We start from the raw sequence: 26,093 nt of genomic DNA, 5'->3' as shown, positions 1-26,093 counted from the left end.
GCTCTCCGCGACGTGAATTGTTATCAGGTGCGGGCGTCCCCATGGCTGTCCCCGTGGCCGTCCCCGTAGTCGTGCCTGCGGTCGTGCCTGCGGTCGTGCCCGTGGTGGTCGTCCTCGCCGTGGTGGCCCGTCCACCGCACCCCCTCGGCGTACCACCGGGCGAGCTCCTGTGCGCGCCGCTCGACCTCCTGGTCGTCGGCGCCGGTCAGGACGTAACCCGCCACGTACATACCGGACTTCTCGCCCCCGTGGTACGCCGTGCCCACCGTACCCCGCAGGCGTTCCTCCGCCACGAAGGGCGGGGGGTCCGCGGGGAGGGCCGCCAGCGTGGCCCGTTCGGGGTAGAAGACGACCCAGCCCGCGCTCCGTCCGGGCGCGACGCCGTGCATCCCGGTGTCGAGGGTGCCGTGCGGGGCCACCTGGGCCCGGAACCACTGCTCGTCGAGGTCGAAGCCGGTGGCGGCGCGGATGGCGGGGGCGGTCAGCGCGCCGCCGGTCCTGCTGCCGATCTCGCACAGCACGAGGCGGTCGTCGGGCGTGTGGAAGACCTCCAGGTGGAAGGTGGTGCACTCGGGGGTGGGCAGCGCGTCGAGGATCTTCCGCGCGTAGCCGATGAGCCGGTCCGTCAGCGGGTGGTCGCGGGTCAGCTGCGCCGAGCCCAGGTACGTGCCGTCGCGGAAGGACAGGCAGTCGTTGAGGTAGCGCGAGACGAACGCGGCCACCGGCGCGCCCGCCACCACCAGTCCGTCGACCACGTACATCGGGCCCTCCACGAACCGCTCCACCTCGGCCTGTTCGGGCAGGCCATCGGCGAGGAGCCGGGTCAGGTCCGCGGGGCCGCGCAGCACCTGCGTGGCCGTGGAACCGGAACCGAAGGCGGGTTTCACCACCACCGGATAGCCGTGCTCGCGGACGAAGCCGAAGAGGTCGAAGGCGACGCGTACCGGGGCGAACTCCGGTACCTCCAGGCCGCTGCGGCGCACCAGCGTCTTCATGTGGACCTTGTCGCGGAACCCGAGGGCGCTGGCGAAGTCCTGGCCCGGCACGCCCAGCAGCTCCCGCAGCCGCGCGGCGCGCAGCAGGTCGCCCTCCATCCGGGCGACCACCGCGCCGGGCGGCATGCGCGCGGCGAGGTCGAGGGCCGTCCGCTCCGCGTCGCCGCCCTCCCGGTAGTCGGCGATGGAAGTGGTGTCCGGAACATGCCGATACTGCGGGAATTTGGCCGCGGAGACCAGAAGGTGCGGACGTACGCCCGTATCGTCGGCCCACTTGTCGTACGGAGTGTCCGCATAGTCGCTGTCCACAAAAGCCAGAACATTCCGTTCTGCTCCAGTTTTCACCGGCACCTCCCAGGACTCCTGAAAAGCACGCGTCCGGTCGCGTGCGGGACCAAGGCTAGGTGCATGTGCCCAGGTCAGGGCCATCGTGACGAATACCTTCGCTTTACCTCGGAAAGATTGTTCTGCTCATTCCGGCCGTGTAGGAATGCAGGGGACTTGAGATCGTGATCTTGCACAGGGGGGAAGTTGAAGAACCAACTGAATTTCTTGGCAACGCCGTCGGTCCGTGACCATGAGCTGGCGAATTACCTGCACACCCTCGCGGGCCTGCTCGATCTGAAAATGTACGGACGGGCACGGCAGTTCGTCGCCGAACTCGCCGGTGAGCCCGCGCCGGAGCGGCGGTCCGAGTCGCTCCTGCACGCCCTCCTCGCCGGCAAGCGGGTGGCCGCCGCCGAGCGGGGCGTCACCCTCCGCCTCGCCGACCAGCCGCCGCCGTCGCGCGCGTCCCGCGCCGCCGTCGCCTCGCACGACCTCGTGACAGTGCTCGGCAATCTCATCGACAACGCCGTCGACGCGGCGGCCACGCACTCGGCGGCCACCCATCCCACGGCCACGCACCCCACCTCCACGCCCCGTGCGGCAAAGCCCTTCGCCGAAGTCGGCGTGTGGTCGGAACCAAGCGGCGCCACCGTGCTGCGCGTCGCCGACAACGGACCCGGCGTGCCGGCCGCCCTGCACACCGCGGTGTTCCGCGAGGGCTGGTCGACGAAGCAGGCGCCGCCGCACCGCGGCCGGGGGCTCGGCCTCGCGCTCGTCCACGGCGTCGCGCGACGCTACGGCGGGTCGGTCCTGCTGAGCGAACGGCCGGGCGGCGGGGCCGTGTTCACGGTCCGGCTGCCCCGCGCACTGCCTGTCGCGGCGGGAACCGCATCATGATCGACGTTCTGGTCGTGGACGACGACTTCTACGTCGCCGAGGTCAACTCCGCCTACGTCTCCCGCATCCCGGGATTCCGCGTCGTCGGCCGGGCGCACACGGCCGCCGGGGCGCTGGCGGCCGTCGAACGCGGCGGCGTCGATCTGATGCTGCTCGACCACTACCTCCCCGATGAGGACGGGCTCCAGCTGGTGCGCAGGCTCCGCCGACTCGGCCACGAGACCGACGTCATCATGGTCTCGGCGGCCCACGGCGCGGAGCTGGTGCGCTCGGCGCTGAGCAACGGCGTCCTGCAGTACCTCGTCAAGCCGTTCGGGTTCCCGGCGCTGCGGGCCAAGTTGACGTCGTACGCGCAGATGCGCAACCGTCTCGACCGGTTCGACGACCTGGGACAGGGCGAGGTGGACGAGATCTTCGGCACGCTCCACGCGCCGGTCCCGGTGGAAGCGCCGCCCAAGGGGTACTCAGCCGCCACCACCGAGCGCATCCGCGATGTCCTGCTCCAGGCCGGCAAGGCGCTCTCCGCGCAGGAGGTGGCCGACCTCACCGGGGTCAGCCGCTCCACCGCGCAGCGTTACCTCAAGCGGCTGCAGGAGCGCGGCAGCGTCCAGCTCACCCTGAAGTACGGGGGCGCCGGCCGCCCCGAACACCACTACGAGTCCGCACGACACGGCGACGCCTCCCACGCGCGCCCGCGCCCTGCCTGAGCGGCCCCCTCTCAGCGGCCCCCGCGTCCACCAGGCCCCGCATCCCCGAAGGATGCGGGGCCTGCGCCGTTCCCTCGGGCCATCGGGCGCCGACGGGCGTCACTCGCCGTTACCGCCCGGTAGTCAAAAGAAGCAGAGGGCGCTTTCCGCGGTAAAGCCACAGTGCACGCAGAACCGTGTCCCGCCCCGTCCCCTGATCTAGTGTCCGTCTCGTTCCGAAGCCCTCACCACAGCCCTCACCTGCAAGGACACCGGAGATCCGCTATGGGCGCGACCCGCCGTACGCTCCGTCTGGGAGCCTTTCTGCTGACCCCCGGGTACCACGTGGCCTCCTGGCGGCACCCCACGGCCCGCGCGGACGGCGGCCTGGACTTCGCCCACTACCGCGAGCTCCTGCACACCGCCGAACGCGGCAAGTTCGACATGTTCTTCGTCGCCGACGGAGTGGGCATCCGCACCCCGTACCGCGACGCCGACGAGCTGAGCCGCTGGGGCCGCTTCCTCCAGTTCGACCCGCTGACGCTGCTGTCCGCCCTCGCCGTGCACACCACGCACATCGGTCTCGCGGCGACCGCGTCGACGACGTACAACGAACCGTTCCACATCGCCCGGAAGTTCGCCTCGATCGACCACCTCAGCGCCGGCCGGGCCGCCTGGAACATCGTCACCTCGGTGACGGACGCCGAGGCGCGGAACTTCAACCGCGAATCCCAGCCCGACCACGCGTCGCGCTACCACCGGGCCAGGGAGTTCATGGAGGTCGTCACCGGCCTCTGGGACAGCTGGGACGACGACGCGTTCGGGTACGACAAGGAGTCCGGGCGCTACTTCGAGCCCGCCGGGATGCACGTACTGGACCACAAGGGCGAACACTTCTCGGTGCGTGGCCCGCTCAACGTGGCCCGCTCGCCCCAGGGCTACCCCGTGCTCATCCAGGCGGGCGCCTCCGCGGACGGCCAGGACTTCGCCGCCCGCTGGGCCGAGGTGGTGTTCACCGCCGCCCAGACCCTGGACGAGGCCCGGACGTTCTACCGCGGCATGAAGCGGCAGGCCGCCGCCTACGGGCGCGACCCGGGCCGGATGAAGGTGATGCCGGGCCTCTTCCCGGTGATCGGCCGCACCCGCGCGGAGGCCGAGGACAAGTACGCCGTACTCCAGGAACTGGTCGACCCGGTCGTCGGTCTCGGGCTGCTCACCCAGCTCCTCGGCGACATCGACATCTCCGGCTGCCCGCTGGACGGACCGCTGCCCGAACTGCCGCCCACCGAGGGCAGCACGAGCCGCCAGCAGCTCGTCTACGACAAGGCGCGCCGCGAAGGTCTGACGATCAAGGAGCTGTACCGGTCCCTGACCGGGGGCCGCGGACACCGCATCGTCATCGGCACCCCCCAGGACGTCGCCGACCTCATGGAGGAGTGGTTCACCGGCGAGGCCGCCGACGGCTTCAACGTCATGCCGCCCGTCCTCCCCGAGGGCCTGGACGACTTCGTCGACCTCGTGGTGCCCGAACTGCAGCGCCGGGGCCTTTTCCGCACCGAGTACGAGAGCACCACCCTGCGCGGAAACCTCGGCATCGACCGGCCCGCACGGGGCGCCGCCGCCGGACTTCCGCTCGGCCCAGGCCCGTTCCAAGTCCAGGAGTAAGTACACCTCATGCCGTCCTTCGGTAGAACCCTCAGCGAGATACCACCCTCCCCGCTGGTGGCCGTCGACCGGCTGCTGCGCTCCGGCGCGCACGCCGAACCGGTACCGCTGCAGCAGGGAAAGACCGTCTTCGAGCCGTGCGCGCGCCCTGCCACCTGGGAGCGCGCGGAGTTCGGGATCGCGGCCCACGAGCACGCGCCGCCCGCCGGAGTCCCCGCGCTGCGCACGGCGTTCGCCGACGCGGCGAGCCGACGCCGGGGCACCCCCGTCGACCCCGGGCAGATCCTGGTGACGAGCGGCGCCACCCACGCCATCGCGGTGACCCTGCACGCCATCCTGAGCCCGGGCGACGAGGTCCTCATCCTCTCCCCGCAGTGGCTGTTCGCCACCGGACTGGTGTGGGCGGCCGGCGGCACGCCGCGCGAGGTGCCCGTCTTCCTGGAGCTGTGCGAGGACCCCGGCTTCGACTTCGTCGCGGCGATCGAGCGGGCCGTCGGGCCGCGCACCCGCGCGATCTACTTCAACAACCCCAACAACCCGACGGGCTTCCGCCTGGACGAGCGTGCCCTCGGCGCGCTCGCCGAGCTGGCCGAGCGGCACGACCTGTGGCTGATCGCCGACAACGCGTACGAGAACTACGACTTCGACGACGGCGGTTTCCTCGACACGGCGACCGTCCCCGGCGCGGCCGAGCGCACCTTCTCGGTGCACAGCTGCAGCAAGACGTACGCGATGCCAGGCGCCCGCGTGGGCCATCTGATCTCCCCGCCCGGCGCGGAGGAGACCCTCACCAAGTGGTCGCTCCACACGCTGTACTCCGTGTCCACGGCCGCGCAGTACACCGCGTTCCGCGCACTGGCCACCCCCGCCGACGAACTCGCGCGGCGCCGCGCGCTCGCGGAGCGGGCCTGGCACCTCGCCGACGCCGCGCTGGAGGTCCCGCACACCCGCGTCGCGGGCGGGCTCTACACCTTCCTCGACCTGAGCCGGTACGGCGACGGCGCGGCCTTCGTGCGCCGCTGCGCCGAGGCGGGGGTCGGACTCGCACCGGGCCGGGTCTTCGGCGGCCACTGCGACGGCTGGGCCCGGCTCTGCTTCACCGCGGCACCCGAAGAGGCCGTCGCGGACGCCATCGGCCGAATCAACAAGATCTACTGGGAGGGCGGCGGCCTTGACCGTTGACACCACCATGACCAGGCCGGCGGCGGCTTCCGCGCTGGCTCCGTATCTGCACCGGTACGACAGCCCGGCACAGCTCGGCCTCAAGATCAACGCGTATCGGGGCTACGAGGTGGAGGGCCTCGCCGAGGCGCTGCGCGCACCGGATCTGCGCGGCGCCCCCGTCGAGTGCGTGATGGTCGGCGACTCGTACTTCATGACGCACCTGGGCCGTGGCACCACCGCGCTGTCCGGCCCCGACGAGCAGGAGTGGGGCCTCGCGACCCTGACCGGCCTGGTGGCCGAGGTGCGCAAGGCGCTCGACGCCGAATTCCCGGCGGACAGGCGGCCGTTCCTGCTCGCCGACCTGCCGGACGGGGCGACCGCCGACACCGCCGCGGCCCGCGCCGCCGCCGCCCGGTTCGCCGACGCGGGCGCCGACGCCGTCAAGATCGAGGTGGCGGGGGAGGGCGAGTTCGGCTGCGTCGAGGCGGTGGCCGCGACCGGCACACCCACCCTGGCGCACCTCGGCTACACCCCGCAGCGCGGCGGCCTGGCCCGGCACGGCGACGCCCTGGACGGCGCGCTGATCCTCTTCGCGCAGGCCCGCCGGGCCCGGGACGCGGGCGGCTGCGGACTGATCGTCGAGATGGTCAGCGAGGCCGTGAACCAGGCGCTGAGCAGGCCACACCCCGAAGGGCTGCCGCTGTACTCGGTGTTCAGCGGCCGGGCCCGCTGGGGCGGCCAGAGCCTCAACCTGTGGGACGCCGTCGTACGCCCCGTGCCCGGCGGCCGGTACTTCCCGCCGACCCCGGTGATCGACGCGGCCGAGGTGGCGGAGCGCTACACCCCGGAGCTGATCGCCGACCGCATGCGCGAGCTGCTGCGGCTCAGCCTCGCGGGCTGGTTCCCGCTCTCCCCGCGCACCGCGCTGACCCCCCGCGAGACGGCCGAGATCACCGGCATCGACCCTTGGAGTGCCTCATGACCACCGCCGAACCGGTCACCGCCGAACCGGTCACCGCCGAACCGGTCACCGCCGAACCGGTCACCGCCGAACCGGTCACCACCGACCCGGTGACCCCTGGGACCGACACGGCCGTCTTCGACGAGCTCGAATCGGCCGTACGCACCTACTGCCGCCGTTTCCCCGCCGTCTTCACGCGGGCGTCGGGACACCGCATGTGGGACGCGGACGGCCGCGAGTACATCGACTTCCTGTCGGGCGCCGGCGCGCTGAACTACGGCCACAACCCGCCCGAGGTGCGCGCCGCCCTCATCGACTACCTCCAGGCCGACGGGCCCGTCCACGGCCTCGATCTGCACACCGGCGCCAAGGCCGCGTTCCTGCACCGCTTCCGCGAGGTGGTGCTCGCCCCGCGCGGTCTCGACCACCGGGTGCAGTTCACGGGGCCGACCGGCACCAACGCCGTGGAAGCGGCGTTCAAGACGGCCCGCCGGGTCACCGGACGCACCGACATCATCGCCTTCACCGGCGGCTTCCACGGCCTCTCGCTCGGGGCGCTCGCCGCGTCCGCCACCTCGTTCAAGCGCGGCGCGGCCGGGGTGCCGCTCGGCCACGTCACGCGCATGCCGTACGAGGGGTACGCGGGTGAGGGCGTCGACACCATCGACTACCTCACCCGGATGCTCGACGACCCGGGCAGCGGCATCGACCTGCCCGCGGCCTTCGTGGTGGAGACCGTGCAGGGCGAGGGCGGCCTCACGGCGGCGAGTGCGCCGTGGCTGCGCAGCCTCGCCGACGTGGCGCGCGAGCGGGGCATCCTGCTGATCGTCGACGACATCCAGGCCGGGTGCGGACGTACCGGCACCTTCTTCAGCTTCGAAGAGGCGGGCATCGTCCCCGACCTGATCTGCCTGTCCAAGTCCATCAGCGGCTTCGGCCTGCCCATGGCCCTCGTCCTGGTCCGCCCCGAGCTGGACCAGCTGGGCCCCGGCGAGCACAGCGGCACGTTCCGCGGCAACAACCTCGCCTTCGTCACCGCCACGGCCTGTCTGGACCGCTGGGCGGAGCCGGAGTTCGCCGCGCGGGTGCTGCGCAACGCCGCCGCGCTGGAGGAGCGACTCGCCGAGCTGGCCGCCGAGTTCGCGGACCTCGGCTGCACCGTGCTCGGCCGCGGTCTGATCCGCGGGCTCGGCTTCACCGACCCGGCGCTCGCGGACCGGGTGTCGCGGGCCGCCTTCACGCGCGGGCTCCTGGTGGAGACGTCCGGCGCACGCGGCCAGGTCCTCAAGATCATGCCGCCGATCGTGGCGGACGCCGGAGAGCTGGCGCCCGGCCTCGCCCTGCTGGCCGATGCCATCACCGCGGCCGCCCAAGGCGCCGTAAACGAAGGGGAGTCGAGTTGAGCATCACCGAGCACGAGCACACCGTCGAGGACGGGTTCGAGCACATCGACGAGACCGTGCTGCGCCGGATCGCCGACACCTGGCCGCGGCGCGCCACGATCCGCACCGATCTGGACCGGATATCGGAGCCGGAGGAGTACGACGAGCGGCTGCCGGACTACCCCGAGCACCTGCTGCCGTTCGCCGCGCACCCGCTGTACCTCGCGGCCACGCCCGAGCAGCGCCAGAAGGTCCTCACCATGGCCTGGCTCGTCTACAACGAGCGGGTCATCGCGGCCGAGGAGTACGTCGCCAACCCCACCTTCGCCATGATCATGCACGGTGCCTTCCCCGGTGCCGACGGAATCCAGCTCAAGCGCGCCGTCCAGCAGACGCACGTGGACGAGGTCTGGCACACGTACATGCACATGATCGCGATGCAGCGCACCCGCGACGTCCGGCAGATCACCGGCGAGCCCGCCTATCCGCACACGGTCACCTACCGCCGCCTCCTGGAGGCCGACGCGAAGCTGTCGGAGCGCTGGGAGAAGGACCTGCTGAAGCTGGTGTGGACGACTGTCTCGGAGATCAGCGTCAACGCCTATCTGGAACTGCTCTCCCGCGACAGGACCGTCCAGCCGCTGCACTCCCTCGTGCCCCGGCTGCACGCCCGCGACGAGTCCGCGCACTCCTCCGTCATGGTCGAGGTCGCCAAGGCGCTGTACGTGCACATGAACGCCGAACAGCGCCGCGCCTTCGCCGACTCGCTGCCCAAGGCGCTGCACGCCTTCGTGGAACAGGACTTCGCGGTGTGGCCCGGCATTCTGCGGGCGGCCGGGTTCGAGAAGGCCGACGAGATCGTCGAGGACTGCCGCCGCCAGGCCGGCACCGGCCTGCTGGTGCGCGACTTCTCCGGGGTGCGGCGCATCGTGCGCGAGATGGAGCTAGAGGACCAGGTCGACTTCGACTTCGGGGACGAGTGACGTGAAGCTCACCGCGGGCGGCCGCAGGCTCGCCGTCGCCGCGCTCGTCCAGTCGCTCGGCATCGGCCTGTTCATGGCGAGTTCCATGGCGTACTTCACCCGGCAGGTGGACCTCTCGGCGAACCAGGTGGCCTCCGGGCTCGCCCTCGCCGGGATCGTGGCCCTCGGGATCTCGCTGCTCGGCGGGGTCCTCGCCGACCGGTACGGGGCGCGGCGGGTGCTCGCGGCCGTGTACCTGGGGCGCGGGGTGTGCTGTGTGGCGTACGTCTTCGTCACGGACTTCTGGCAGTTCATGGCGGTGACGCTGTGCGCGGTGGCGTGCGACCGGGCGGGGCCTCCCGTGCTCCAGGCGCTGGTCGCGGTGGCCGTGCCGGAGCGTCAGGAGCGTACCCGGCTGCTCGCGGTGGTCAATGTCGTACGCAACTGTGGTCTCGGCGTCGGCGCGATGGCGGCCGGTGTCGCGCTGATCGGCGACACCCAGGCGGCCTACCGGGTCACGCTGGTGACCATCGGGCTGGCCTTCCTGGGCGGCGCGGTGCTCGTGCTGCGGGTGCCCGAGCTGGCGGCGCCGACGGCCGCGACCTCCTCGGTGGCCTCGGCGGCCCCCGGCGGGGAACGGCCGGTCAAGGGGCGGGTGTTGCCCGACGGGCGCTATCTGGCGCTGACCGGGCTGAACTTCCTGCTGTTCTTCTTCGACACGATGCTGCTGGTCGCGATGCCCGTGTGGGTCCTGGAGCACACGGACGCCCCGCGGGTCACCGTGTCCGTGCTGTTCGCGCTGAACACCGCGCTCGTCGTGGTGCTGCAGATCCCGGTCAGCAAGCTGGCGACCGGTCAGCGGCGCACCGCCCGGATGCTGACGTGGACGGGCGCCGTGCTCGCGGTGAGCAGCCTCTGCTTCGCCGCGTCCGGCTCCGTCGCGTCCGGCCCGGCGGTGGCGTGGCTGGCCACCGCCGTGGTGACGCTGTCCCTCGCCGAGGTGATCGCCAACTCCGCGGTGTGGGACCTGTCCATCGCCCTGGCCCCCGAGGAGCAGCGCGGACGCTACCTCTCCGTCTTCAATCTGAGCGTGGCCGGACAGCGGGTCCTCGGCCCCGTGCTGGTCACCGGGCTGCTGATCGGCTCCGGTCCGCTCGGCTGGGTGGTGGCCGCGGCGGTGCTCGTGGTGGCGGGCGGCGCCGCCGAGCGGGTCGCCCGCGCCGCCGGGGAGCGGATGCGCGCCGGGGTGCCCGTCGATGCCTGAACTGCCCGTCCTGGTCTGCGCGTCCGTCGCGGTGTTCCTCGGCGCGCTCGTCCAGGGCAGCCTGGGAGTGGGCCTCGCCCTGGTGTCGGCGCCGGTGGTGCAGATCGCCGCGCCGCGTCTCATGCCGGGGTCGCTGCTCCTGGTCGCCGCCGTCCTCGCGGTGCTCGGGGCGGTCAGGGAGATCTCCCACACCGACTGGCGCGGCGTGTCCTGGGCGATGGGCGGGCGGATCGCGGGCACGGCGGCGGCCTCGTACGTCATCCTCGTGGTCTCGGTGCCGATGCTCGACCTGCTCTCGGCGGGCATCACCCTGGGGGTCGTCTCGCTGCTCGCCTTCGACCCGGCCAGACTGCCGAAGAACCGGGGCACCCTGATCGCCTCCGGAGCCGTGGCGGGCCTCACCGGGACGACGTCGTCCATCGGCGGCCCGTTCATCGCGCTCGTCTACCACCGGGAGTCCGGGCCCACGATCCGCGGCACCCTCAGCGTCTTCTACACGGCGGGGACGCTGCTCTCGCTCGGCTCCCTCACCGTCGTGGGCCGTCTGCCGGGCGAGCAACTTGCGTTCGGCGCCCTGCTGTTGCCCGCGGTGGTCGCCGGGTTCGCCCTGTCGGGGCCGGTCCGGCGGCATGTCGACGGCGGGGGCCGGGCGCGCGGCGCGGTGCTCGTCCTCGCGGTGGTCGCGGCGGTCGTCCTGATCGTGCGGGGGCTGGTCGCCATATGAACGGCATGAGCGCGTCCGTCCGGACGCGTGAGCACAAGTACGAGAAGGGAATGGGTTGATCATGCGGGTGGGATGTGTGGGCCTGGGGTCCATGGGCGGCGGGATGTGCCGCAGGCTCGCGGAGCGCGGCTTCGACGTGGTCGCGTACGACGCCGATACGAGCGTCGCCACGGCGGCCGGTACGCACCCGGGCGTGCGCGCGGCGGCGGACATCGCGGACCTGGCCGCTCCGGTGGTCGTCACCATGCTCCCCGACGGGGCGGCCGTGCGGCAGGTGGCGGAGCGGCTGCTCCCGCACCTCGCCGCGGGCTCGCTGATCGTCGACACGGGCTCATCGGCGCCCGAGGACACGCTGGCCCTCGGCCGCGCGGCCGCCGCGTACGGCGTGTCCGTGGTGGACGCGCCGGTCTCCGGCTCACCGGCCGCCGCGCGCGCGGGTGAGCTGACGCTGATGGCCGCGGGCGACCCCGGGGACGTGGAGCGGGCGGAGCGGGTGCTCGGCGCGCTCGGCACGGTGTACCGGGTGGGTCCGGCGGGCGCGGGACACGCGCTGAAGGCGCTCAACAACCTGCTCTCCGCGGTCAATCTCGCCGCGGTCGCCGAAGTGATGCTCGCCGGGCGGGCGTTCGGCCTGGAACCCGCGGCGATGCTGGAGGTGATCAACGCGTCCACCGGCCGCAACCACGCCTCGCAGACCAAGCTCCCCGACCATGTGCTGCCCGGCACGTTCGACTCGGGCTTCGCGCTGCGCCTGATGCTCAAGGACATCCGTATCGGCACGTCGCTGCTCGACTCCGCGGGCGGCCCCGCCGCCTTCGGCCACGCCTGCCGGGAGCTGTGGGAGAAGGCGCACGACGAGCTGCCGGAAGGCGCCGACAACGTCGAGGTCGTGCGCTGGCTGGAGAACGCGTCGGGACGGGAGCTGCGCGCATGACACACGGGAACGCACCGCGGATCGCGGTCATCGGTGGCCAGATCGCCGCCCTGAAGAAGGCACGGCAGGCCGGTTTCGACATCGTCTGGGTGCACGGGCCGCACGAACTCGACCATGCCGGGCTGGAGCTGGTGGCCGAGGCCCACCTCACGGACTACCGTGACCCGCGGGCCGTCGCCGATCTCCTCGCCGCCGTGCACCGGCACCGCCCGCTGGCCCGCGTCGTCTCGATGATCGAGGACGGCCTGGAGTCGGCGGCGGCCGCGACGACGGCGCTCGGCCTGCCGGGCACCGGCCTCGACACCGTGCGCGTGCTCCAGGACAAGCTGGCCTTCCGGACGCTGCTCGCCGACCGCGGCATCGAAGGGGTCGCCGCCCGCCTCGGGCACACCGAGGCCGACATCCGCGCCTTCGTCACCGAGTACGGGCCCGCGGTGATCAAGCCCAGGTACGGCTCCGGCAGCCTCGGCGTGCGGCTGGTGAACGGCCCCGGCGCGGTCTCCGAAGTCGCCGCCTGGGCCGCGGAGTTCGGGCTGCACACGTTCGTGATGGAGGAGTATCTGCGGGGCCCCGAGTTCAGTGTGGAGGCGTTCAGCTTCGCGGGTGAGCACGTGGTCGTCGCGTACACGGCCAAGGAGAAGCTGGACTCGTTCGTCGAGGTCGGGCACGTACAGCCGGCGGGCCTCGACGCGGACGGCACGACCCGCATCGCGTCGCTGGTCACCCGGATGCTGGACGCCGTCGGCATCGAGGACGGCCCCTCGCACACCGAGGTGATCGTCACGCCCGACGGCCCCCGCCTGGTGGAGTCCCACAACCGGCGCGGCGGCGACCGGATCGCCGACCTGGTCGACGAGGTGTACGGGACCGACATCGACGCCCTGGCCTTCCTCTGGTACGCGGGCCGCACCGAGCCCATCACGCCGGGCCCGGCCAGGGGTGGCGGCGCCATCCGCTTCCTGACCGCCGAGCCGGGCGTCGTCGAGTCCGTCACCGGAGCCGACGAGGTGCGCGCCGATCCCGGGGTGGTGGCGCTCCAGCTCTCCGTCGCGCCCGGTGACACGGTGGCGCCCATCGCCTGGTCGTACGACCGGTCAGGGCTGCTCATCGTGCGCGGCGACTCGGCCGACGACGCGCGCGCCCGCGCCCACGAACTGGCCGCCCGCATCACCATCAAGACCCGGCCCGACACCGGGCCGGGCGCACCCCGCTCCATCGCGGCCGTGGCCCCCCGGCCCGAACGGCTGCTCGGCACCCTGCCCGCCGGGACGGGGTCGTGACCACGGCGGCGCCCACGGTCGGTGCCGGGGAGCTGCGCTCCGCGCTGCGGGGACACGCGTCCGGCGTCGCGGTGCTCACCGCGGCCACGCCCTCCGGCCCCGCCGGGGTGACGATCACCTCGTTCACCTCGGTGAGCGCCGAACCGGCGCTCGTCTCCTTCGCGCTCGCCGAGACGTCCTCGACCTGGGCCAGGATCAAGGACTGCCAGTGGTTCGGGATCCAGCTGCTCGGCGCCGCCCAGCGCGACCTGGCCGAGCGGTTCGCGGCCGTGGGCGTCGACCGCTTCGCACCGCCGACCCGCTGGCACACCGGGCCGCACGGCGTACCGCTGCTCGACGGCTGCGCCGCCTGGCTGGTCTGCGAGCGCCACCGCCAACTGCGGCTCGGGGACCACGCGTTGACCGTGTGCGCGGTGGAGTACGTACGGACCGGGCCGCCCGGTGACGGCCTGGTGCATCTGCACGGGGGCCTGCACGCCGCCCCCGGAACGCCCCGTCCACCGGGGGAACCGGACAGCTCAGAGACTGCAGAGAGGTAACCCCTATGGGCAAGCTCTACGAGGGGCTGACCCCTCCGCTGCGTGACTTCATCGCGCAGGCACCCCTGTACTTCACGGCCACCGCCCCCCTGTCCGAGGACGGGCACGTCAATGTCTCCCCCAAGGGCGGCATGGACACGTTCGCCGTCCTCGACGACACGACGGTGGCCTACCTGGACCTCATAGGTTCCGGGGCCGAGACCATCGCGCACGTGCGGGAGAGCGGCCGGATCACCTTGATGTTCTGCTCGTTCACCCGCCGCCCCAAGACCCTCCGCCTGTACGGCACCGCCCGCTGCGTCTTCCCCGACGCCCCCGAGTGGGACCGCCTGATCGGCCACTTCGGCAAGCACCCGATCCCGCGCTCCATCATGGTCGTCTCCCTCACCCGCATCACCGACTCGTGCGGATTCACGGTGCCGGAGATGGACCTCGTCCGCGAGCGTGACCTCCAGGACCAGTGGGGTATGCGCAAGTCGGACGAGGAACTGGAGGAATACATGCGCCGGAAGAACTCCACCAGCATCGACGGCCTGCCGGCCCGTCCGGAGCCTCGCATGGTGCGTGACATGGACATCTGAGGGACGATCGTGAGGTACGGAACTGGCTGGGAGGAACGTATGGACCACTCGCGCGTACCGGTTCTTGAGGCGTTGCAGGAGTTCCGACGCCGCGGAGACGTGGTCTTCGGGCCGCCGGGGCACAAGCAGGGCCGTGGCGTCGACCCGCGGGTGGCGGACATCGTCGGCCTCGACGTGTTCCGCGCGGACGTCCTCTCCCTCAACGGCCTCGACGACCGCCGCCAGTCCCAGGGCGTGCTCAGTCGGGCGCAGGAGCTGATGGCCGACGCGGTCGGGGCCGACCAGGCGTTCTTCTCCACCTGCGGCAGCTCCCTGTCGGTCAAGACCGCCATGCTGGCCGTGGCCGGGCCCGGCGAGAAGCTGCTGCTGTCCCGCAACGCGCACAAGTCCGTCATCGCGGCCGTCGTGGTCAACGGGGTGGTGCCGATCTGGGTCCACCCGAAGTTCGACGCGGAGCGGCACCTCGCGCACCCGCCGGAGCCCGACGACGTACGCCGCCGCCTCCAGGAGCACCCGGACGCCAAGGGCATGCTGCTCATCACGCCCACCGACTGGGGCACCTGCGCGGACGTGGCGGGCGTGGCCCGGGTGTGCCACGAGTTCGACGTGCCGTTGATCGTGGACGAGGCGTGGGGCGCCCATCTTCCCTTCCATCCGGAGCTGCCCGTCTGGGGGATGGACTCCGAGGCCGACCTGGTGGTGACCAGCGTCCACAAGATGGGCGGCGCCATCGAGCAGAGCTCCGTCTTCCACCTCCAGTACGACCGGGTGTCGCCCGAGGCCCTCAAGCAGCGGGAGGACCTGCTCGGCACCACCAGCGCCTCGTCGCTGGTCTACGCGACCCTCGACGGCTGGCGCCGTCAGATGGTCGAACAGGGGCACGATCTCCTGGACGCGGCGCTGCGCCGCGCGGAGCGGATCAGGTCGGCCGTCGGTGATCTGCCGGGCCTGCGGCCCATGGGCGGGGAGGTCGTCGAGGAAGGGTTCGCCGCCGACTTCGACCCGCTCAAGATGGTGATCGACGTACGGGAACTGGGCATCAGCGGCATGCAGGCGGCCGAGTGGCTGCGCACGCACCGGCACGTGGATGTCGGCGGCTCCGACACCTGCCGGATCAGCGCCTCGATCACGCACTCCGACGACGACGAGACGGAGAAGATCCTCCTTGACGCCCTGCGCGCGCTCGTCGACAGCGCCGATTCCATCGAGAAGCAGCCGCCGGTCCGCCTGCCCGAACCCTCGGCCCTGGAGCTGGAGCAGGCGATGCGGCCGCGTGACGCGTTCTTCGCCCCGGTGGAGCACGTACCCGCCGAGCGCGCGGCAGGCCGTATCGCCGCCGAGATGATCAGCCCCTACCCGCCGGGCGTGCCCGTCGTCGCTCCCGGCGAGGTCATCACCGACGAGGTGGTGGAGTATCTGCGCAGCGGTGTCGAGCACGGGGTCCTGATCCCGGACGCGGCCGACTCCTCGGTCGAGACGTTCCGCGTGGTGGCGCGGGACTGACGCGGTCGCGGAGGATCGTCCGAGCCGGTCTCACCCGGTCTCACCCGGGCTGATGAGGAGCAGGGCGATGTCGTCGCCCGGGGTGGGCGCGTGCCGGATGAGCGCGTCGGCCATGGCGTCGAGGTCGGTGGGGTCCGCCTGTTCGAGGAGGCCGGCGAGGGCCGCGGTGGCGTCGTCGATGTCGACTCCCGGGGCCTCGACGAGCCCGTCGGTGTAGAGCGCGAGCACACATCCGGGCGGCAGCGGGAACTCCCGTGCCGTGTAGAGCGCGTCCGGTTCGATGCCGAGCAGGAGGCCGGGCGGGACGCGCAGGAGTTCGGTGCGTCCGTCGGCATGGCGCAGGAGGGGCGGCGGGTGGCCGGCGGTGGCCAGGCAGGCCCGGTTCCTGGCCAGGTCGAGGTGCACGTAGGCGCAGCTCGTGAAGAGCCCGGGGTCGAGATCGGTGAGCAGCCGGTTGGTGCGGGCCAGGACGTCGTCGGGGGACGCGCCCACGGTGGCGTGGGCGTGGACGGCGGTGCGGACCTGCCCCATGAGGGCCGCGGCGTCGACGTTGTGTCCCTGCACGTCGCCGATGGTGGCACCGGCCGTGTGCGCGTCGAGGCGGATCAGGTCGTAGAAGTCGCCGCCGATGCCCAGGCCCCGGGCGGCGGGCAGGTAGCGCGCGGCGACGCGCAGGCCGGGGACGCGGGGCAGGGCGTGCGGCAGCAGGGCGGACTGGAGGCGGTGGGCGAGGTGGTGCTTGGCGTCGTAGAGGCGGGCCCGGTCCAGGGCCTGCCCGACCAGGCCCGCCAGCGAGGTCAGCACGGCGCGTTCGCCGGGCGGGAAGTGGCGGGGCCGGTCGTAGGCGAGGAGGAGGGAGCCGATGGGGCGGCCGGACGCGATCAGCGGCAGGAAGGCCCATGAGGCCATCCCGTCCTCGTGCCGGGTGGACGGGTAGGCGCGCTTCAGCTCGGCGAAGGTCGTGAAGAAGTCCGGGACCCCGGTGGTCAGGACCTTGCCGCCGGGGATGTCCGAGTTCAGCGGGATGGCGTCGAAGCGGTCCATCAGCTCGGCGCGGTAGCCGCGCTCACCGAGGATCATCAGACGGCCGTTCTCCGCGGTCATCAGCACCATGGCCTGTGCGCCCAGGGCGGGCAGCAGCTGGTCGGCGGTCTGCTCGACCACGTCCTGTACGCCGACGGCCTCGGTCAGGGTGGCGGCCAGGTGCATCAGGTGGTAGAGCACGGTGGCGCGGCTGGGGCCCGCGGTCGGCGCGGACGGCGACGCGGGCGCCTCCTCGGAGGGGCCGCCGCGTGTGATGCGGACGCTGATGCCGGAAGGGTCCGGGTACAGGTCGAAGGCCAGCCACACATCCGGCGGGCGACGGACGGTGAACGTCTGTGGCCGGCGGCTGACCAGCGCGGCCCGGTAACGGTCCTCGACCTGGGGTACGTCCATCCACGGCAGCGCCTCCCAGGGCAGGGCGCCCAGCAGGGCGGCCGGATCGGCACCGAGGAGGCCGGCGGCGGACGGGGTGACGAAGGTGATCCGGCCCTGCACGTCGAGCGCGCAGGACCCGCCGGGCAGACGGTCGACGAACGCCGCGAGCGCCGCCGCCTCGGCGGGGGAGGGGGTGCGCCCGGCCGGCGGCGACAGGGTCATCGGGCGGTCGGCGGGCAGCAACGGTTCGCCGCGGTCAGCGGCCTCTCGCAGGGCAACGCCCAGGCGGCGGCAGCCTGTCTCGATGGCGTCGCTCTCGTCAGGGCTCAGCCGGGGTGGATGGGCCCCGGACCACAGCAGAACCAACCCGCCCCGGACCGTGGTGCCGGAGGCGACGGGGGCGGCCGCCAGCGCGAAGTCGTACGGCAGTACGAGCGCCGGCCGGGGGTAGCGGCGCGCCATCTCCTCCTGGCCGCTGATCCAGACCAGGCGACGCTCGCGTACGGCGTCCGCGACCGGCATCGCGTCGGTCAGCGCGATCCGCCTCCACGGAGCGGCGATCCCGTGCGGAACCCCTGCCACGATGACCAGCCACAAGGCGTCGTCGCCCGGAGGACACACATAGAGCAGCCCGCCGAACGCGCCGGTCTCACGGATGACGGAGGCCATCGCGGATTCCATCAGTCGCCACGCCCAACATCGCCCATAAGCGGACACTACGCCCAATCGGCGGTGCGGGCATCCGGCACCGGAGCGTTCCCGGAAACGCCTATCGGGCGCCTCCTCACAGGACCGCGAGCGGTTTCGCCCGCCCGACGGGAAGCCGCGTAGCCAGCGTGGCCGCTGTCCGTGCGAAGGGGGTGGTCATGATCCCGGCGACGCTGGTGCGGCCGGCGATATAGGCGTCGAGGCGGCGCCACGCCGGAGGCAGGCGGGTCAAGGCGGTGTGGACGAGGCCGGGGTTGCGGGCGAAGAGGGTCATCAGGGTGCCGCTGGCGCGCATCTCGGCGCCGAGGATGTCGTTGACCTGCCGTCCGTAGTGGTCGGCGGCGTCCTCCTCGGCGGTGGCGTCCCCCTCGGCCGCGCCGGCGAGGCGGGTGGCGGCGTGCCCCGCGAGTCTCCCTGAGCGCAGGGCGTAGGAGATGCCCTCGCGTGACCAGTGGTCGACGAGCGCCGCGGCGTCACCGGCGACCAGTACCCGTCCGCGGGCCAGCGGCGAGTCGGGGCGGCGGCACCGGGTCAGGTGGCCGGTGTCGTGGAGGGGGCGGGGGCCCAGCAGGCCCTGGCGTGCGAGGAAGTCCTCCTTGTAGGCGCGGAGGGCGGCGGGGTTGCCCCGGGCGGCCACCACTCCGGCCGTACAGACGTCCCCCTTGGGGAAGACCCAGCCGAAGGAGCCCGGCAGCGGGCCCCACTCCATCAGGGCGCGTCCTCGCCAGCGGTCGGCCGTCCTCTCGTCGACCGGCACCTCGGCCTCCAGGGCGAGGTCGACCTGCGCGCACCGCACTCCGACGTACCGGGAGACCCTGCTCGCGCTGCCGTCGGCGCCGACGACCGCCCGGGCGCGGAGGGTGTCGCCGCGGTTCGTCCGCACGGTGACGGTGTCGCCCTCCTGCTCCAGGGTGGTCAGCGCGGTGCCGTCCCGGACCTCGGCGCCCGCCGCGGCGGCGGCCTCGGTCAGTGCCGCGTCGAGTTCGCTGCGGTAGACCATGGCGCAGGTCGGGGAGGTGGAGTCGAGGGTGCGTTCTCTGCGGCCGTTGTGGGCGAAGGTGAACCGGCGGGCCGTGTCGCGGACGTTCAGGGGCAGGCCGGGAGGCAGGGCCGCGAGGGAGGCTCCGATGAGGCCGCCGCCGCAGGTCTTGTAGCGGGGGATGGCGGCGCGCTCCAGCAGCAGCGTCGCGCAGCCGTTCTCGGCGGCGACGCGGGCGGCGGTGGTACCGGCCGGACCGGCGCCGACGACGATCACGTCCCAGGTGCCGGGTGCGCGGGTGGGCACGGGAGGAGGGGGTGGGGGAGGAGGCATGCGGTGGTCACCTAGCGGTTCGGTGGGAGGGGCTGCGAGAGACGGGCGTGGGCCGTGTCAGTTGGAGGCGGCCGAGCAGACTGCGGAGGATTCCGGCGCGGAATCCGTCTCGTCCGGCCCTTGCTCGGGGTGGAGACGGCCCAGGAGATAGCGGGTGAGCGCGGAGGCCGTCGGGTGGGTCCACATCACCGTGGTGGGGATGTCGAGGGCCAGTTCGCGCTGGAGGCGGTTGCGCAGGGCGATGGCCATGAGCGAGTCCAGGCCGAGCGTGACCAGGGACGTGTTGGCGTCGAACCGGTCGGTGCCGAGCCGCAGGACCGCGGCGATGTGGCCGACGACCTCCGGTTGCAGCAGCTGCCGCCGCCGCTGCGGGCTGTCCGCGTCCCGCAGCGAGTCCAGCAGGGCGCTGCGGGCACCGGCGGCCTCCGCGCCCGCCGCCGGGGTGGCCAGCTCGGCGAAGAAGGCGGTGCGGCCGGTCGCAGGGTAGGACTCCAGCCACCGGGACAGGTCGACGGGCGTGTAGGCGGTGCGGTCGCGGTCGTGGCTGAGGATGCGCTCCAGGGCGGCGATGCCCTCGGCGGGCTCGATCATGGCGTAGCCGCGTTCCGCCATCCCGGCGCCCCGGCCGACCTCCGCCCACGGCCCCCAGTTGACGCAGGTGGCGGGCAGTCCCTGGGCCCGGCGCCAGGACGTGAACTCGTCCAGCCAGGCGTTGGCGGCCGCGTAGGCGCCCTGTCCCGGGTTGCCGAGGAGGGAGGCGGCGGAGGAGAAGGTGACCCACCAGTCCAACTCCTGGCCGCTCACGGCGTGGTGGAGCAGCCAGGCTCCCGTCGCCTTGGGGCGCCAGACCCTCTCCAGAAGGGCGGCGGAGAGGGTGGCGACGGTGGCGTCCTCGACGACGGCCGCGGCGTGGACGACACCGCGCAGGGCGTGGCCCGTGTCCAGGGCGGCCCGTACGAGGTCATCGGCGACGCCCGGCTCGGCGAGGTCACCGCTCACCACCTCGACGCGGGTCCCGAAGTCCTCGGTGAGCGCGTCGAGGGCGGCGCGCGTGGCCGCGGTGGGTGCGCCGCGGGAGGTCAGTACGACGGCGGCGGCGCCCCGTTCGGCCAGCCACTGGGCGACCAGGAGCCCCAGTCCGCCGAGCCCGCCCGTGACCAGATAGCTCCCGTCGCGCCGGACGACGGGCACGTCCTCGGGGCGCACGTGCAGCAGGTCGATGCCCGTGGTCGGCCAGGTGAGGACGAGCTTGCCCGTGTGCCGGGCGGCGGCCATCGTGTGGAAGGCCGACGACGCCTCGGCGACGGGGTGCTCGGTGACGGGCAGCAGCGGCAGGGTCCCGGCCGCGAGCATCCCGGCCAGCTCCCGGTAGCCCTCGGCGAGCAGCTCCGGGTCCTGCCGCATCAGCATCAGTACGTCGACACCGGCGAAGGTGACGTTGCGGTGGAAGGGCAGCAGCCCCAGACGGGAGTTGGCGTAGATGTCCCGCTTGCCGAGTTCGATGAACCGGCCCCGGTGCGCGAGCAGACCGAGACCGGCCGACTGCGCCGGACCGGTGAGGGAGTTCAGTACGACGTCGACGCCGCGGCCCCCGGTGAGGTCGCGCACCTGGTCGGCGAAGTCCAGGGTGCGGGAGTCCATGACGTGCCGGACGCCGAGGCCGCGCAGGTACGCCCGCTTGGCCTCGCTGCCCGCGGTGGCCAGGACCTCGGCGCCGCAGGCCCGCGCGAGGTTCAGCGCGGCCAGACCGGTGCCGCCGCTCGCCGAGTGGATGAGCACCTTCTCGCCCCGCCGGAGCCGGGCCAGGTGCCGCAGGGCGTACCAGGCGGTCAAGTAGGCGCACGGCAGGGCGGCGGCGTCCCGCGTGCTCACCTCGTCCGGCACCGGCAGGAGGCAGTCGGCGCGGACGGTCGCGAAGGACGACATGACGGCGGACTGCTCCCCGTCCACGAACATGGCGGCCACGCGGTCGCCCTCCCGCACACCCCGGACGCCGTCCCCGACGGCGGTGACGACGCCCGCGCCGTCGAACGCGCTGACCTCCCCACGCTCATCGCCCGTGCTGAAGCGCTGGTAGACGCCCAGGGCCTGGAGCACGTTGATGAAGTTGACGCTGGTGGCGTCGGCCCTGACCTCGACCTCGCCCGGTCCGGGCCCGCGGCGCGGCTGGACGACGAACTCGAACGAGTCCAGGTCGCCGGGGTGCGCCAGGTGCAGGGCCACCCGGTCCTGCTCGCGGTCGACCGTGGTCCGGCGGCGCTCCCGCCCGTCCAGCGGGGCCTTGCGCAGGCGCGCCAGGTGGCGCGTCCCGTGCCGGTAGGCGACCTCGTCCTGCTCGTCGGGGCAGGACAGCAGCTCGGCGGCCACTTCCGCGACCGGCGTCCCCGCGTCGACGTCCAGGACACCGGGGCGCAGTTCGGGGTGCTCGTAGCTCAGGACCCGCACGAGCCCGCGCAGCCCGGCCTGGCCCAGGTCCGGCTGGTCGTCGGGAGTGACCTGCTGCGCGGTGCCGGTGACGGTCCACAGGCGCGGCGCCGCCCCGCCGCCCGCGCCCTGCGCGAGTGCGCGGGCCGTCTCCGCCAGGCGGGCGACCTGCCGCCGCGCCCGGAGATCGGGTGACATGACGTCGGCCGGCGCTCCGCCGGCTCCGGTGTGGGGCGCGGGCAGATACACCACGGCCCGCGGCACCTGCCCGTCGGCCGCGGACGCCGCCGACGCCGCCGACGCCGCCGACGGAGCGCGGGTGGCGTCCCCGTCGAGCGCCCTGACGTCCACGGTGGCGCCCCGCCCCTCCAGGGCCCCGCGCAGGGCGGCCGCGTACGACTCGCGCCCCGCTTCCGCCAGAAGGGTCCAGCTCCCGGGCGCGGCATGCGGCGCCGGACGCCCGCTCGGCTCCCAGGCCGACCGGAGCAGACGCTGTTCGAAGCGCTCCTGAGCGCTCTCGGCGGGCACGTGCCGGAACTCCACGCCGGTGGCGTCGGCGACCACGGACCCGTCGTCGGCCCAGAGGCGGAAGTCCGCGAGGTACCGCTCGCCGTCGAGGAGTTGGAGGGTGACCAGGCAGTACCCGCTGAGCGGGACCGTCCCGTACAGCCGCAGCGACTCGATGCCCCGGGGCAGGATGCCCCCGGCGGGCACGGCGCCGCTGCGCAGTACGGCGCCCGCCACGGCCTGGAGGCAGGTGTCGAGCGCGACGGGATGGCAGTGCAGTGCCCGCGCCCCGGCCCGGCCCTCGTCCGGGACCCGGAGGCGGGCCAGGAGGCGCGTGCCCGGGAGGTCGGCGGGGGACCCGTCCGTGAACAGGGCCTGGAGGCCGAGGAACGGCGGGCCGTGGTGCACGCCGCGTTCCTCGCGCATCTGCCGGTAGACGTCCGCCGCGTCCACGGCGTGCGGGAACTCCGCGAGCAGCTGCCGCAGATCCCGGCCCTCCGGGGCCGGTTCGCCTTCGGGCATGCGGTGCAGGGTCGCCCGGGCGTGCTGGACGGAGGTGCCGTCGGGGGCCGTGCTGACCACCCGCCAGCGGGCGGTGTCCGGTCCTGCCGCCTCGGCGGTGGCGGTGACGGACGTGCCGCCGGACGCCGGCAGCAGCAGCCGCTGGAGGTCGACGCCGGTGACGCGCAGGCGTTCCGGGCCGGTGGTGTACAGGTCGGTGGCGGCGGCGACGGCCATCTCGCACAGCGCGGCGCCGGGCACCACGGCGACGTCGTCGACGCGGTGGGCGTCCAGCCAGGGCAGTGTCGTGGGTGTGACGCGGGTCTGCCACAGGTGGCGGCCCTCGCCGTCGGGGTCCGTGGTGTGCGGACCGGTGAGCGGGTGCGCGGCGGGGGAGGAGTGGGCGCCGGACGGCTGCCGCAGCGGCGAGGGGTCGACGACGTACCTCGTACGCTCCCACGTGGTCGGCGGTACGTCGGCCAGGGACCCCTCGCGGTAGCGGTCGGCCCAGTCCAGCGGGTGGCCGGCGCAGTGCAGCGCCGCCACGTTGGTGTGGAAGGCCAGGGCGTCGTCGGTGTCGCGCAGCAGCGAGGGCACGACCGCGGTGCCGGTGTGGCCGTGCGCCGTGAGCGTGGCCTGCACCGGGTGGACGAGCACGGGGTGCGGGCCGATCTCGACGAACAGCCGGTGGCCGTCCTCGGCCGCGGCCCGCACCGCGTCGGCGAAGCGCACCTCCCGGCGGAGGTTGTCCGACCAGTAGGCGGCGTCGAAGGCGGGGCGTTCGCGCGGATCGTCGGTGACGGTGCTGTAGAAGGCCGTGCCCGGCGATCCGCCGACGACGTCGGCGAGCGCGTCGGCGAGGTCGGGCAGGATCGGGTCCATGTGGGCGGTGTGCGAGGCGACGTCCACCTCGACCACACGGATGCCCACGCCGCGCGCGTCCCACTCCTCGACGAGGCGGCGGATGCGGTCGGCGTCCCCGCCGACGACGGTGTTCTCCGGCGAGGCGACGACCGCGACGGTGACGCCCCGTACGTCCTGTTCCGCCAGGAGCCGTTCGACCTCGTCGCGTCCCAGGGCGACCGAGGCCATCAGCCCCTGCCCGGCGGCCCGCAGGATCAGCCGGGAGCGGCGGCAGACGACCCGTACCCCGTCGTGGACGCTCAGCGCTCCCGCGGTCACCGCGGCGGCGACCTCTCCCATGGAGTGGCCGATCACGGCCGCCGGTTCGACGCCGTGGGAGCGCCACATCGCCGCCAGGCCCAACTGGACGGCGAAGATCACCGGTTGCACCCGGTCGAACCCGGTCACCACCTCGGGGTGGCACAGGGTCCGGCGCAGAGAGAAGCCGGACTCCCCGGCCACGAGCGGTTCCAGCTCGTCGACGACCCGGGTGAACTCCGGGTCGTGGTCCAGGAGTTGGCGGCACATGCCCGCCCACTGCGAGCCGTGCCCCGAGAAGACCCACACCACGCCGCGCCCGGCGTCGGGCACCGCCCTGCCGGTCGCCACGCCGGTGGAGGGCGCGGCCCCGGCCGCCAGCTCCGCCAGCCGTGCCACCAGCTCGGGCCGGTCGGCGGCGACCACCGCGGCTCGTTCGCGGGCGGGCGAGCGGCGCGTGGCCAGCGTGTGCGCCACGTCGCCCAGCGGGCTCTGTGCCCCCTCGCCCCTCAGCCACTCGGCCAGCCGGCCGGCCGCGGACCGCAGGGCCACGGGTGTGCCCGCGGAGAGGGGGAACACGCGCGGTGCTCCGCGGTCCCGGGCCGCGGCGGAGTCGGCGGGCGGCGCCGGACGGGGCACGCGCGGGACGGGAGCGAGCGCGGGAGGCTGCTCCAGTACGACGTGGACGTTGGTGCCGCTGATGCCGAAGGAGGACACCGCGGCCAGCCGGGTGCCGTCCCGTACCGGCCACTCGGTCGTGTCGGTGGGCACGAAGAGGCGGGTGCCGCTGGGGTCGATCTGCGGGTTCCAGCTGTTGAAGTGCAGACTGGCGGGGACCTTGCCGTGCCGCAGGGACGCGATGGCCTTCAGCAGACCCGCCACGCCCGACACGGGCTCGGTATGGCCGATGTTCGTCTTCACCGAACCCAGCGCGCACCTGTCGCGGCCCTTGCCGTAGACGGCGGCCACCGCGGCGAACTCGATGGGGTCACCCACCGCCGTGCCCGGCCCGTGCGCCTCCACCATCCCGACGTCACCGGCCTCGACGCCCGCGCGCTCCAGCGCGAGGTGGTACAGATCGATCTGCGCGGACTCCGAGGGCGCGCTCAGCCGGGTGCCGCGGCCGTTCTGGTTGACCGCCGTACCGCGCACCACGGCGAGCACCCGGTCCCCGGCCCGTACGGCGTCCGACAGGCGCTTGAGTACGACCACACCGCAGCCCTCACCGCGTACGTAACCGTCGGCGGCGGCGTCGAAGGCGTGGCAGCGGCCGGTGGGCGAGAACACGCCCCACAGCGCGGGGGCGATGACGCCCTCGGGCCCCAGGGTCAGCATGGACGCCCCGGCCAGCGCCACGTCCGACTCGCCGGTCCGCAGGCTCTGGCAGGCCGTGTGCACGGCGACGAGGCCGGACGCGCACGCGCTCTCCAGGACGACCTGAGGACCCCTCAGATTCAGCATGAAGCCCACGCGGCCGGGCCCGATGCTGTCGAAGCCGGTGTACATCGCGTAGGCGTCGACGTCCTCCAACGGCCGCTGCACACGCAGCATGTAGTCCTTCTGGTAGATCCCGAAGAACATGCCCGTCGGCGTGCCGGACAGCCGCCGGGCCGGAATCCCGGCGTGCTCGACGGCCTCCCAGGCCACCTCGGACAGCAGCCGGTGCTCCGGATCGACCCAGGGCGCTTCGTCCGCGTTGATCCCGAAGAACTCCGGCTCATAGGCGTAGACATCGTCGTCCAGGAAGCAGCCGTAGCGCAGCCGGTCCGCGACCCGGGCGGGGAGACCGGCCAGCTCCGCCCGCTCCCACCGCTCGGCGGGCACCTCCCGCACCGTCTCCCGGCGCGCCATCAGCAGGCGCCACAGCGAGGTGAGGGAGCCGACCTCGCCGGGGAACCGGCAGGCGGCTCCGACAATCGCGATCGGCTCGTCCTGGCCCGCTCCGGGCTCCTGGAAGCCGGGTCGTGCATGCATGGGCGGTTCGTCCTTCGTCACGAGGAAGCCGGGAGACGGCCGGCTTCCGGCGCACTCCCCGCCACGCGGTCGGATCGATCGTGCGCGGCAGTAGACATTTCGGCATGTGACGGGACGTAGGCAAAGGGCGTACGGGCTTCGGGTGGTGGCACGTTGCGGGAGTGCCCACACCCCAACACACCAGGTTCAGCCACTTGGGCGGGCGCTTAAAGAATCATCGTTC

The 26,093-nt window shown here is 73.2% G+C and carries 18 protein-coding genes; 14 read left to right on the top strand and 4 right to left on the bottom strand.

Features of this window, described 5'->3' with window-relative positions:
- Positions 1-23 precede the first annotated feature (23 nt).
- Positions 24-1,304, bottom strand: coding sequence for an ATP-grasp domain-containing protein (locus ACWDVB_RS01660; RefSeq protein ID WP_451515511.1), 1,281 nt, complete (start codon positions 1,302-1,304; stop codon positions 24-26).
- A 243-nt stretch (positions 1,305-1,547) separates the two neighbouring features.
- On the opposite strand from ACWDVB_RS01660, the gene ACWDVB_RS01655 reads away from it, so the two are divergent.
- The 14 genes from ACWDVB_RS01655 to ACWDVB_RS01590 all read left to right on the top strand — a co-directional run bounded on the left by ACWDVB_RS01655 (position 1,548) and on the right by ACWDVB_RS01590 (position 15,864).
- Positions 1,548-2,219, top strand: coding sequence for a sensor histidine kinase (locus tag ACWDVB_RS01655; RefSeq protein ID WP_451515512.1), 672 nt, complete (start codon positions 1,548-1,550; stop codon positions 2,217-2,219).
- The gene (locus tag ACWDVB_RS01650) at positions 2,216-2,926 is read left to right on the top strand and encodes a DUF7342 family protein (protein WP_451515513.1); all 711 of its coding nucleotides are present in this window, start codon (positions 2,216-2,218) and stop codon (positions 2,924-2,926) included. Before ACWDVB_RS01655 ends, ACWDVB_RS01650 begins: the two co-directional genes overlap by 4 nt.
- Before the next feature lie 264 nt (positions 2,927-3,190).
- Positions 3,191-4,570, top strand: coding sequence for an LLM class flavin-dependent oxidoreductase (locus ACWDVB_RS01645; protein ID WP_451515514.1), 1,380 nt, complete (start codon positions 3,191-3,193; stop codon positions 4,568-4,570).
- 9 nt (positions 4,571-4,579) lie between these two features.
- On the top strand, positions 4,580-5,752 hold the full coding sequence (locus tag ACWDVB_RS01640) for a pyridoxal phosphate-dependent aminotransferase (protein ID WP_451515515.1): 1,173 nt from the start codon (positions 4,580-4,582) through the stop codon (positions 5,750-5,752).
- Positions 5,742-6,716, top strand: a complete 975-nt coding sequence (locus ACWDVB_RS01635) for a 3-methyl-2-oxobutanoate hydroxymethyltransferase (RefSeq protein ID WP_451515516.1) — start codon at positions 5,742-5,744, stop codon at positions 6,714-6,716. Before ACWDVB_RS01640 ends, ACWDVB_RS01635 begins: the two co-directional genes overlap by 11 nt.
- Positions 6,713-8,098: a diaminobutyrate--2-oxoglutarate transaminase gene (gene ectB, locus ACWDVB_RS01630; RefSeq protein ID WP_451515517.1), complete on the top strand. Its 1,386-nt coding sequence runs from the start codon at positions 6,713-6,715 to the stop codon at positions 8,096-8,098. The genes ACWDVB_RS01635 and ectB overlap by 4 nt, the downstream gene beginning before the upstream one ends.
- The gene (locus tag ACWDVB_RS01625; RefSeq protein ID WP_451515518.1) at positions 8,095-9,060 is read left to right on the top strand and encodes a diiron oxygenase; all 966 of its coding nucleotides are present in this window, start codon (positions 8,095-8,097) and stop codon (positions 9,058-9,060) included. Before ectB ends, ACWDVB_RS01625 begins: the two co-directional genes overlap by 4 nt.
- A gap of 1 nt (position 9,061) precedes the next feature.
- Complete coding sequence (locus ACWDVB_RS01620; protein ID WP_451515519.1) at positions 9,062-10,303, top strand: MFS transporter; 1,242 nt, start codon at positions 9,062-9,064, stop codon at positions 10,301-10,303.
- Positions 10,296-11,027, top strand: a complete 732-nt coding sequence (locus tag ACWDVB_RS01615) for a TSUP family transporter (RefSeq protein WP_451515520.1) — start codon at positions 10,296-10,298, stop codon at positions 11,025-11,027. Before ACWDVB_RS01620 ends, ACWDVB_RS01615 begins: the two co-directional genes overlap by 8 nt.
- A gap of 61 nt (positions 11,028-11,088) precedes the next feature.
- Positions 11,089-11,961, top strand: a complete 873-nt coding sequence (locus tag ACWDVB_RS01610; RefSeq protein ID WP_451515521.1) for an NAD(P)-dependent oxidoreductase — start codon at positions 11,089-11,091, stop codon at positions 11,959-11,961.
- A complete protein-coding gene (locus ACWDVB_RS01605; RefSeq protein ID WP_451515522.1) occupies positions 11,958-13,241 on the top strand; it encodes an ATP-grasp domain-containing protein in 1,284 nt (427 codons plus the stop codon). Before ACWDVB_RS01610 ends, ACWDVB_RS01605 begins: the two co-directional genes overlap by 4 nt.
- Positions 13,238-13,780 (top strand): flavin reductase family protein, encoded by a 543-nt coding sequence (locus tag ACWDVB_RS01600; RefSeq protein WP_451515523.1) that lies wholly within the window; start codon positions 13,238-13,240, stop codon positions 13,778-13,780. Before ACWDVB_RS01605 ends, ACWDVB_RS01600 begins: the two co-directional genes overlap by 4 nt.
- A 5-nt stretch (positions 13,781-13,785) precedes the next feature.
- Complete coding sequence (locus tag ACWDVB_RS01595; protein WP_451515524.1) at positions 13,786-14,361, top strand: pyridoxamine 5'-phosphate oxidase family protein; 576 nt, start codon at positions 13,786-13,788, stop codon at positions 14,359-14,361.
- 39 nt (positions 14,362-14,400) lie between these two features.
- Positions 14,401-15,864 (top strand): aminotransferase class I/II-fold pyridoxal phosphate-dependent enzyme, encoded by a 1,464-nt coding sequence (locus ACWDVB_RS01590; protein ID WP_451515525.1) that lies wholly within the window; start codon positions 14,401-14,403, stop codon positions 15,862-15,864.
- Between the two features lie 30 nt (positions 15,865-15,894).
- Here the strand turns inward: ACWDVB_RS01590 and ACWDVB_RS01585 are convergent, their stop codons facing one another.
- The 3 genes from ACWDVB_RS01585 to ACWDVB_RS01575 all read right to left on the bottom strand — a co-directional run bounded on the left by ACWDVB_RS01585 (position 15,895) and on the right by ACWDVB_RS01575 (position 25,870).
- Positions 15,895-17,964, bottom strand: coding sequence for a SpoIIE family protein phosphatase (locus ACWDVB_RS01585; RefSeq protein WP_451515526.1), 2,070 nt, complete (start codon positions 17,962-17,964; stop codon positions 15,895-15,897).
- 103 nt (positions 17,965-18,067) lie between these two features.
- Positions 18,068-19,276, bottom strand: a complete 1,209-nt coding sequence (locus tag ACWDVB_RS01580; protein ID WP_451515527.1) for a geranylgeranyl reductase family protein — start codon at positions 19,274-19,276, stop codon at positions 18,068-18,070.
- Positions 19,277-19,360: 84 nt separating this feature from the next.
- Entirely contained in the window at positions 19,361-25,870 is a 6,510-nt protein-coding gene (locus tag ACWDVB_RS01575; RefSeq protein ID WP_451515528.1) for an SDR family NAD(P)-dependent oxidoreductase, read from the bottom strand.
- Positions 25,871-26,093: the final 223 nt, after the last annotated feature.

It is taken from the genome of Streptomyces sp. NPDC003379, assembly GCF_053589195.1.
Note: the sequence above shows the minus strand (reverse complement) of the source record. Positions and strands in the feature narration are given on the sequence as shown.

Excerpts from the sequence above, each read along its gene's own strand:
- ACWDVB_RS01615 (WP_451515520.1), top strand. The coding sequence starts at position 10,296 with ATGCCTGAACTGCCCGTCCTGGTCTGCGCGTCCGTCGCGGTGTTCCTC.
- ACWDVB_RS01640 (WP_451515515.1), top strand. The coding sequence starts at position 4,580 with ATGCCGTCCTTCGGTAGAACCCTCAGCGAGATACCACCCTCCCCGCTG.
- ectB (WP_451515517.1), top strand. The coding sequence starts at position 6,713 with ATGACCACCGCCGAACCGGTCACCGCCGAACCGGTCACCGCCGAACCG.
- ACWDVB_RS01605 (WP_451515522.1), top strand. The coding sequence starts at position 11,958 with ATGACACACGGGAACGCACCGCGGATCGCGGTCATCGGTGGCCAGATC.
- ACWDVB_RS01585 (WP_451515526.1), bottom strand. The coding sequence starts at position 17,964 with ATGGAATCCGCGATGGCCTCCGTCATCCGTGAGACCGGCGCGTTCGGC.
- ACWDVB_RS01595 (WP_451515524.1), top strand. The coding sequence starts at position 13,786 with ATGGGCAAGCTCTACGAGGGGCTGACCCCTCCGCTGCGTGACTTCATC.
- ACWDVB_RS01645 (WP_451515514.1), top strand. The coding sequence starts at position 3,191 with ATGGGCGCGACCCGCCGTACGCTCCGTCTGGGAGCCTTTCTGCTGACC.
- ACWDVB_RS01590 (WP_451515525.1), top strand. The coding sequence starts at position 14,401 with ATGGACCACTCGCGCGTACCGGTTCTTGAGGCGTTGCAGGAGTTCCGA.
- ACWDVB_RS01610 (WP_451515521.1), top strand. The coding sequence starts at position 11,089 with ATGCGGGTGGGATGTGTGGGCCTGGGGTCCATGGGCGGCGGGATGTGC.
- ACWDVB_RS01650 (WP_451515513.1), top strand. The coding sequence starts at position 2,216 with ATGATCGACGTTCTGGTCGTGGACGACGACTTCTACGTCGCCGAGGTC.
- ACWDVB_RS01575 (WP_451515528.1), bottom strand. The coding sequence starts at position 25,870 with ATGCATGCACGACCCGGCTTCCAGGAGCCCGGAGCGGGCCAGGACGAG.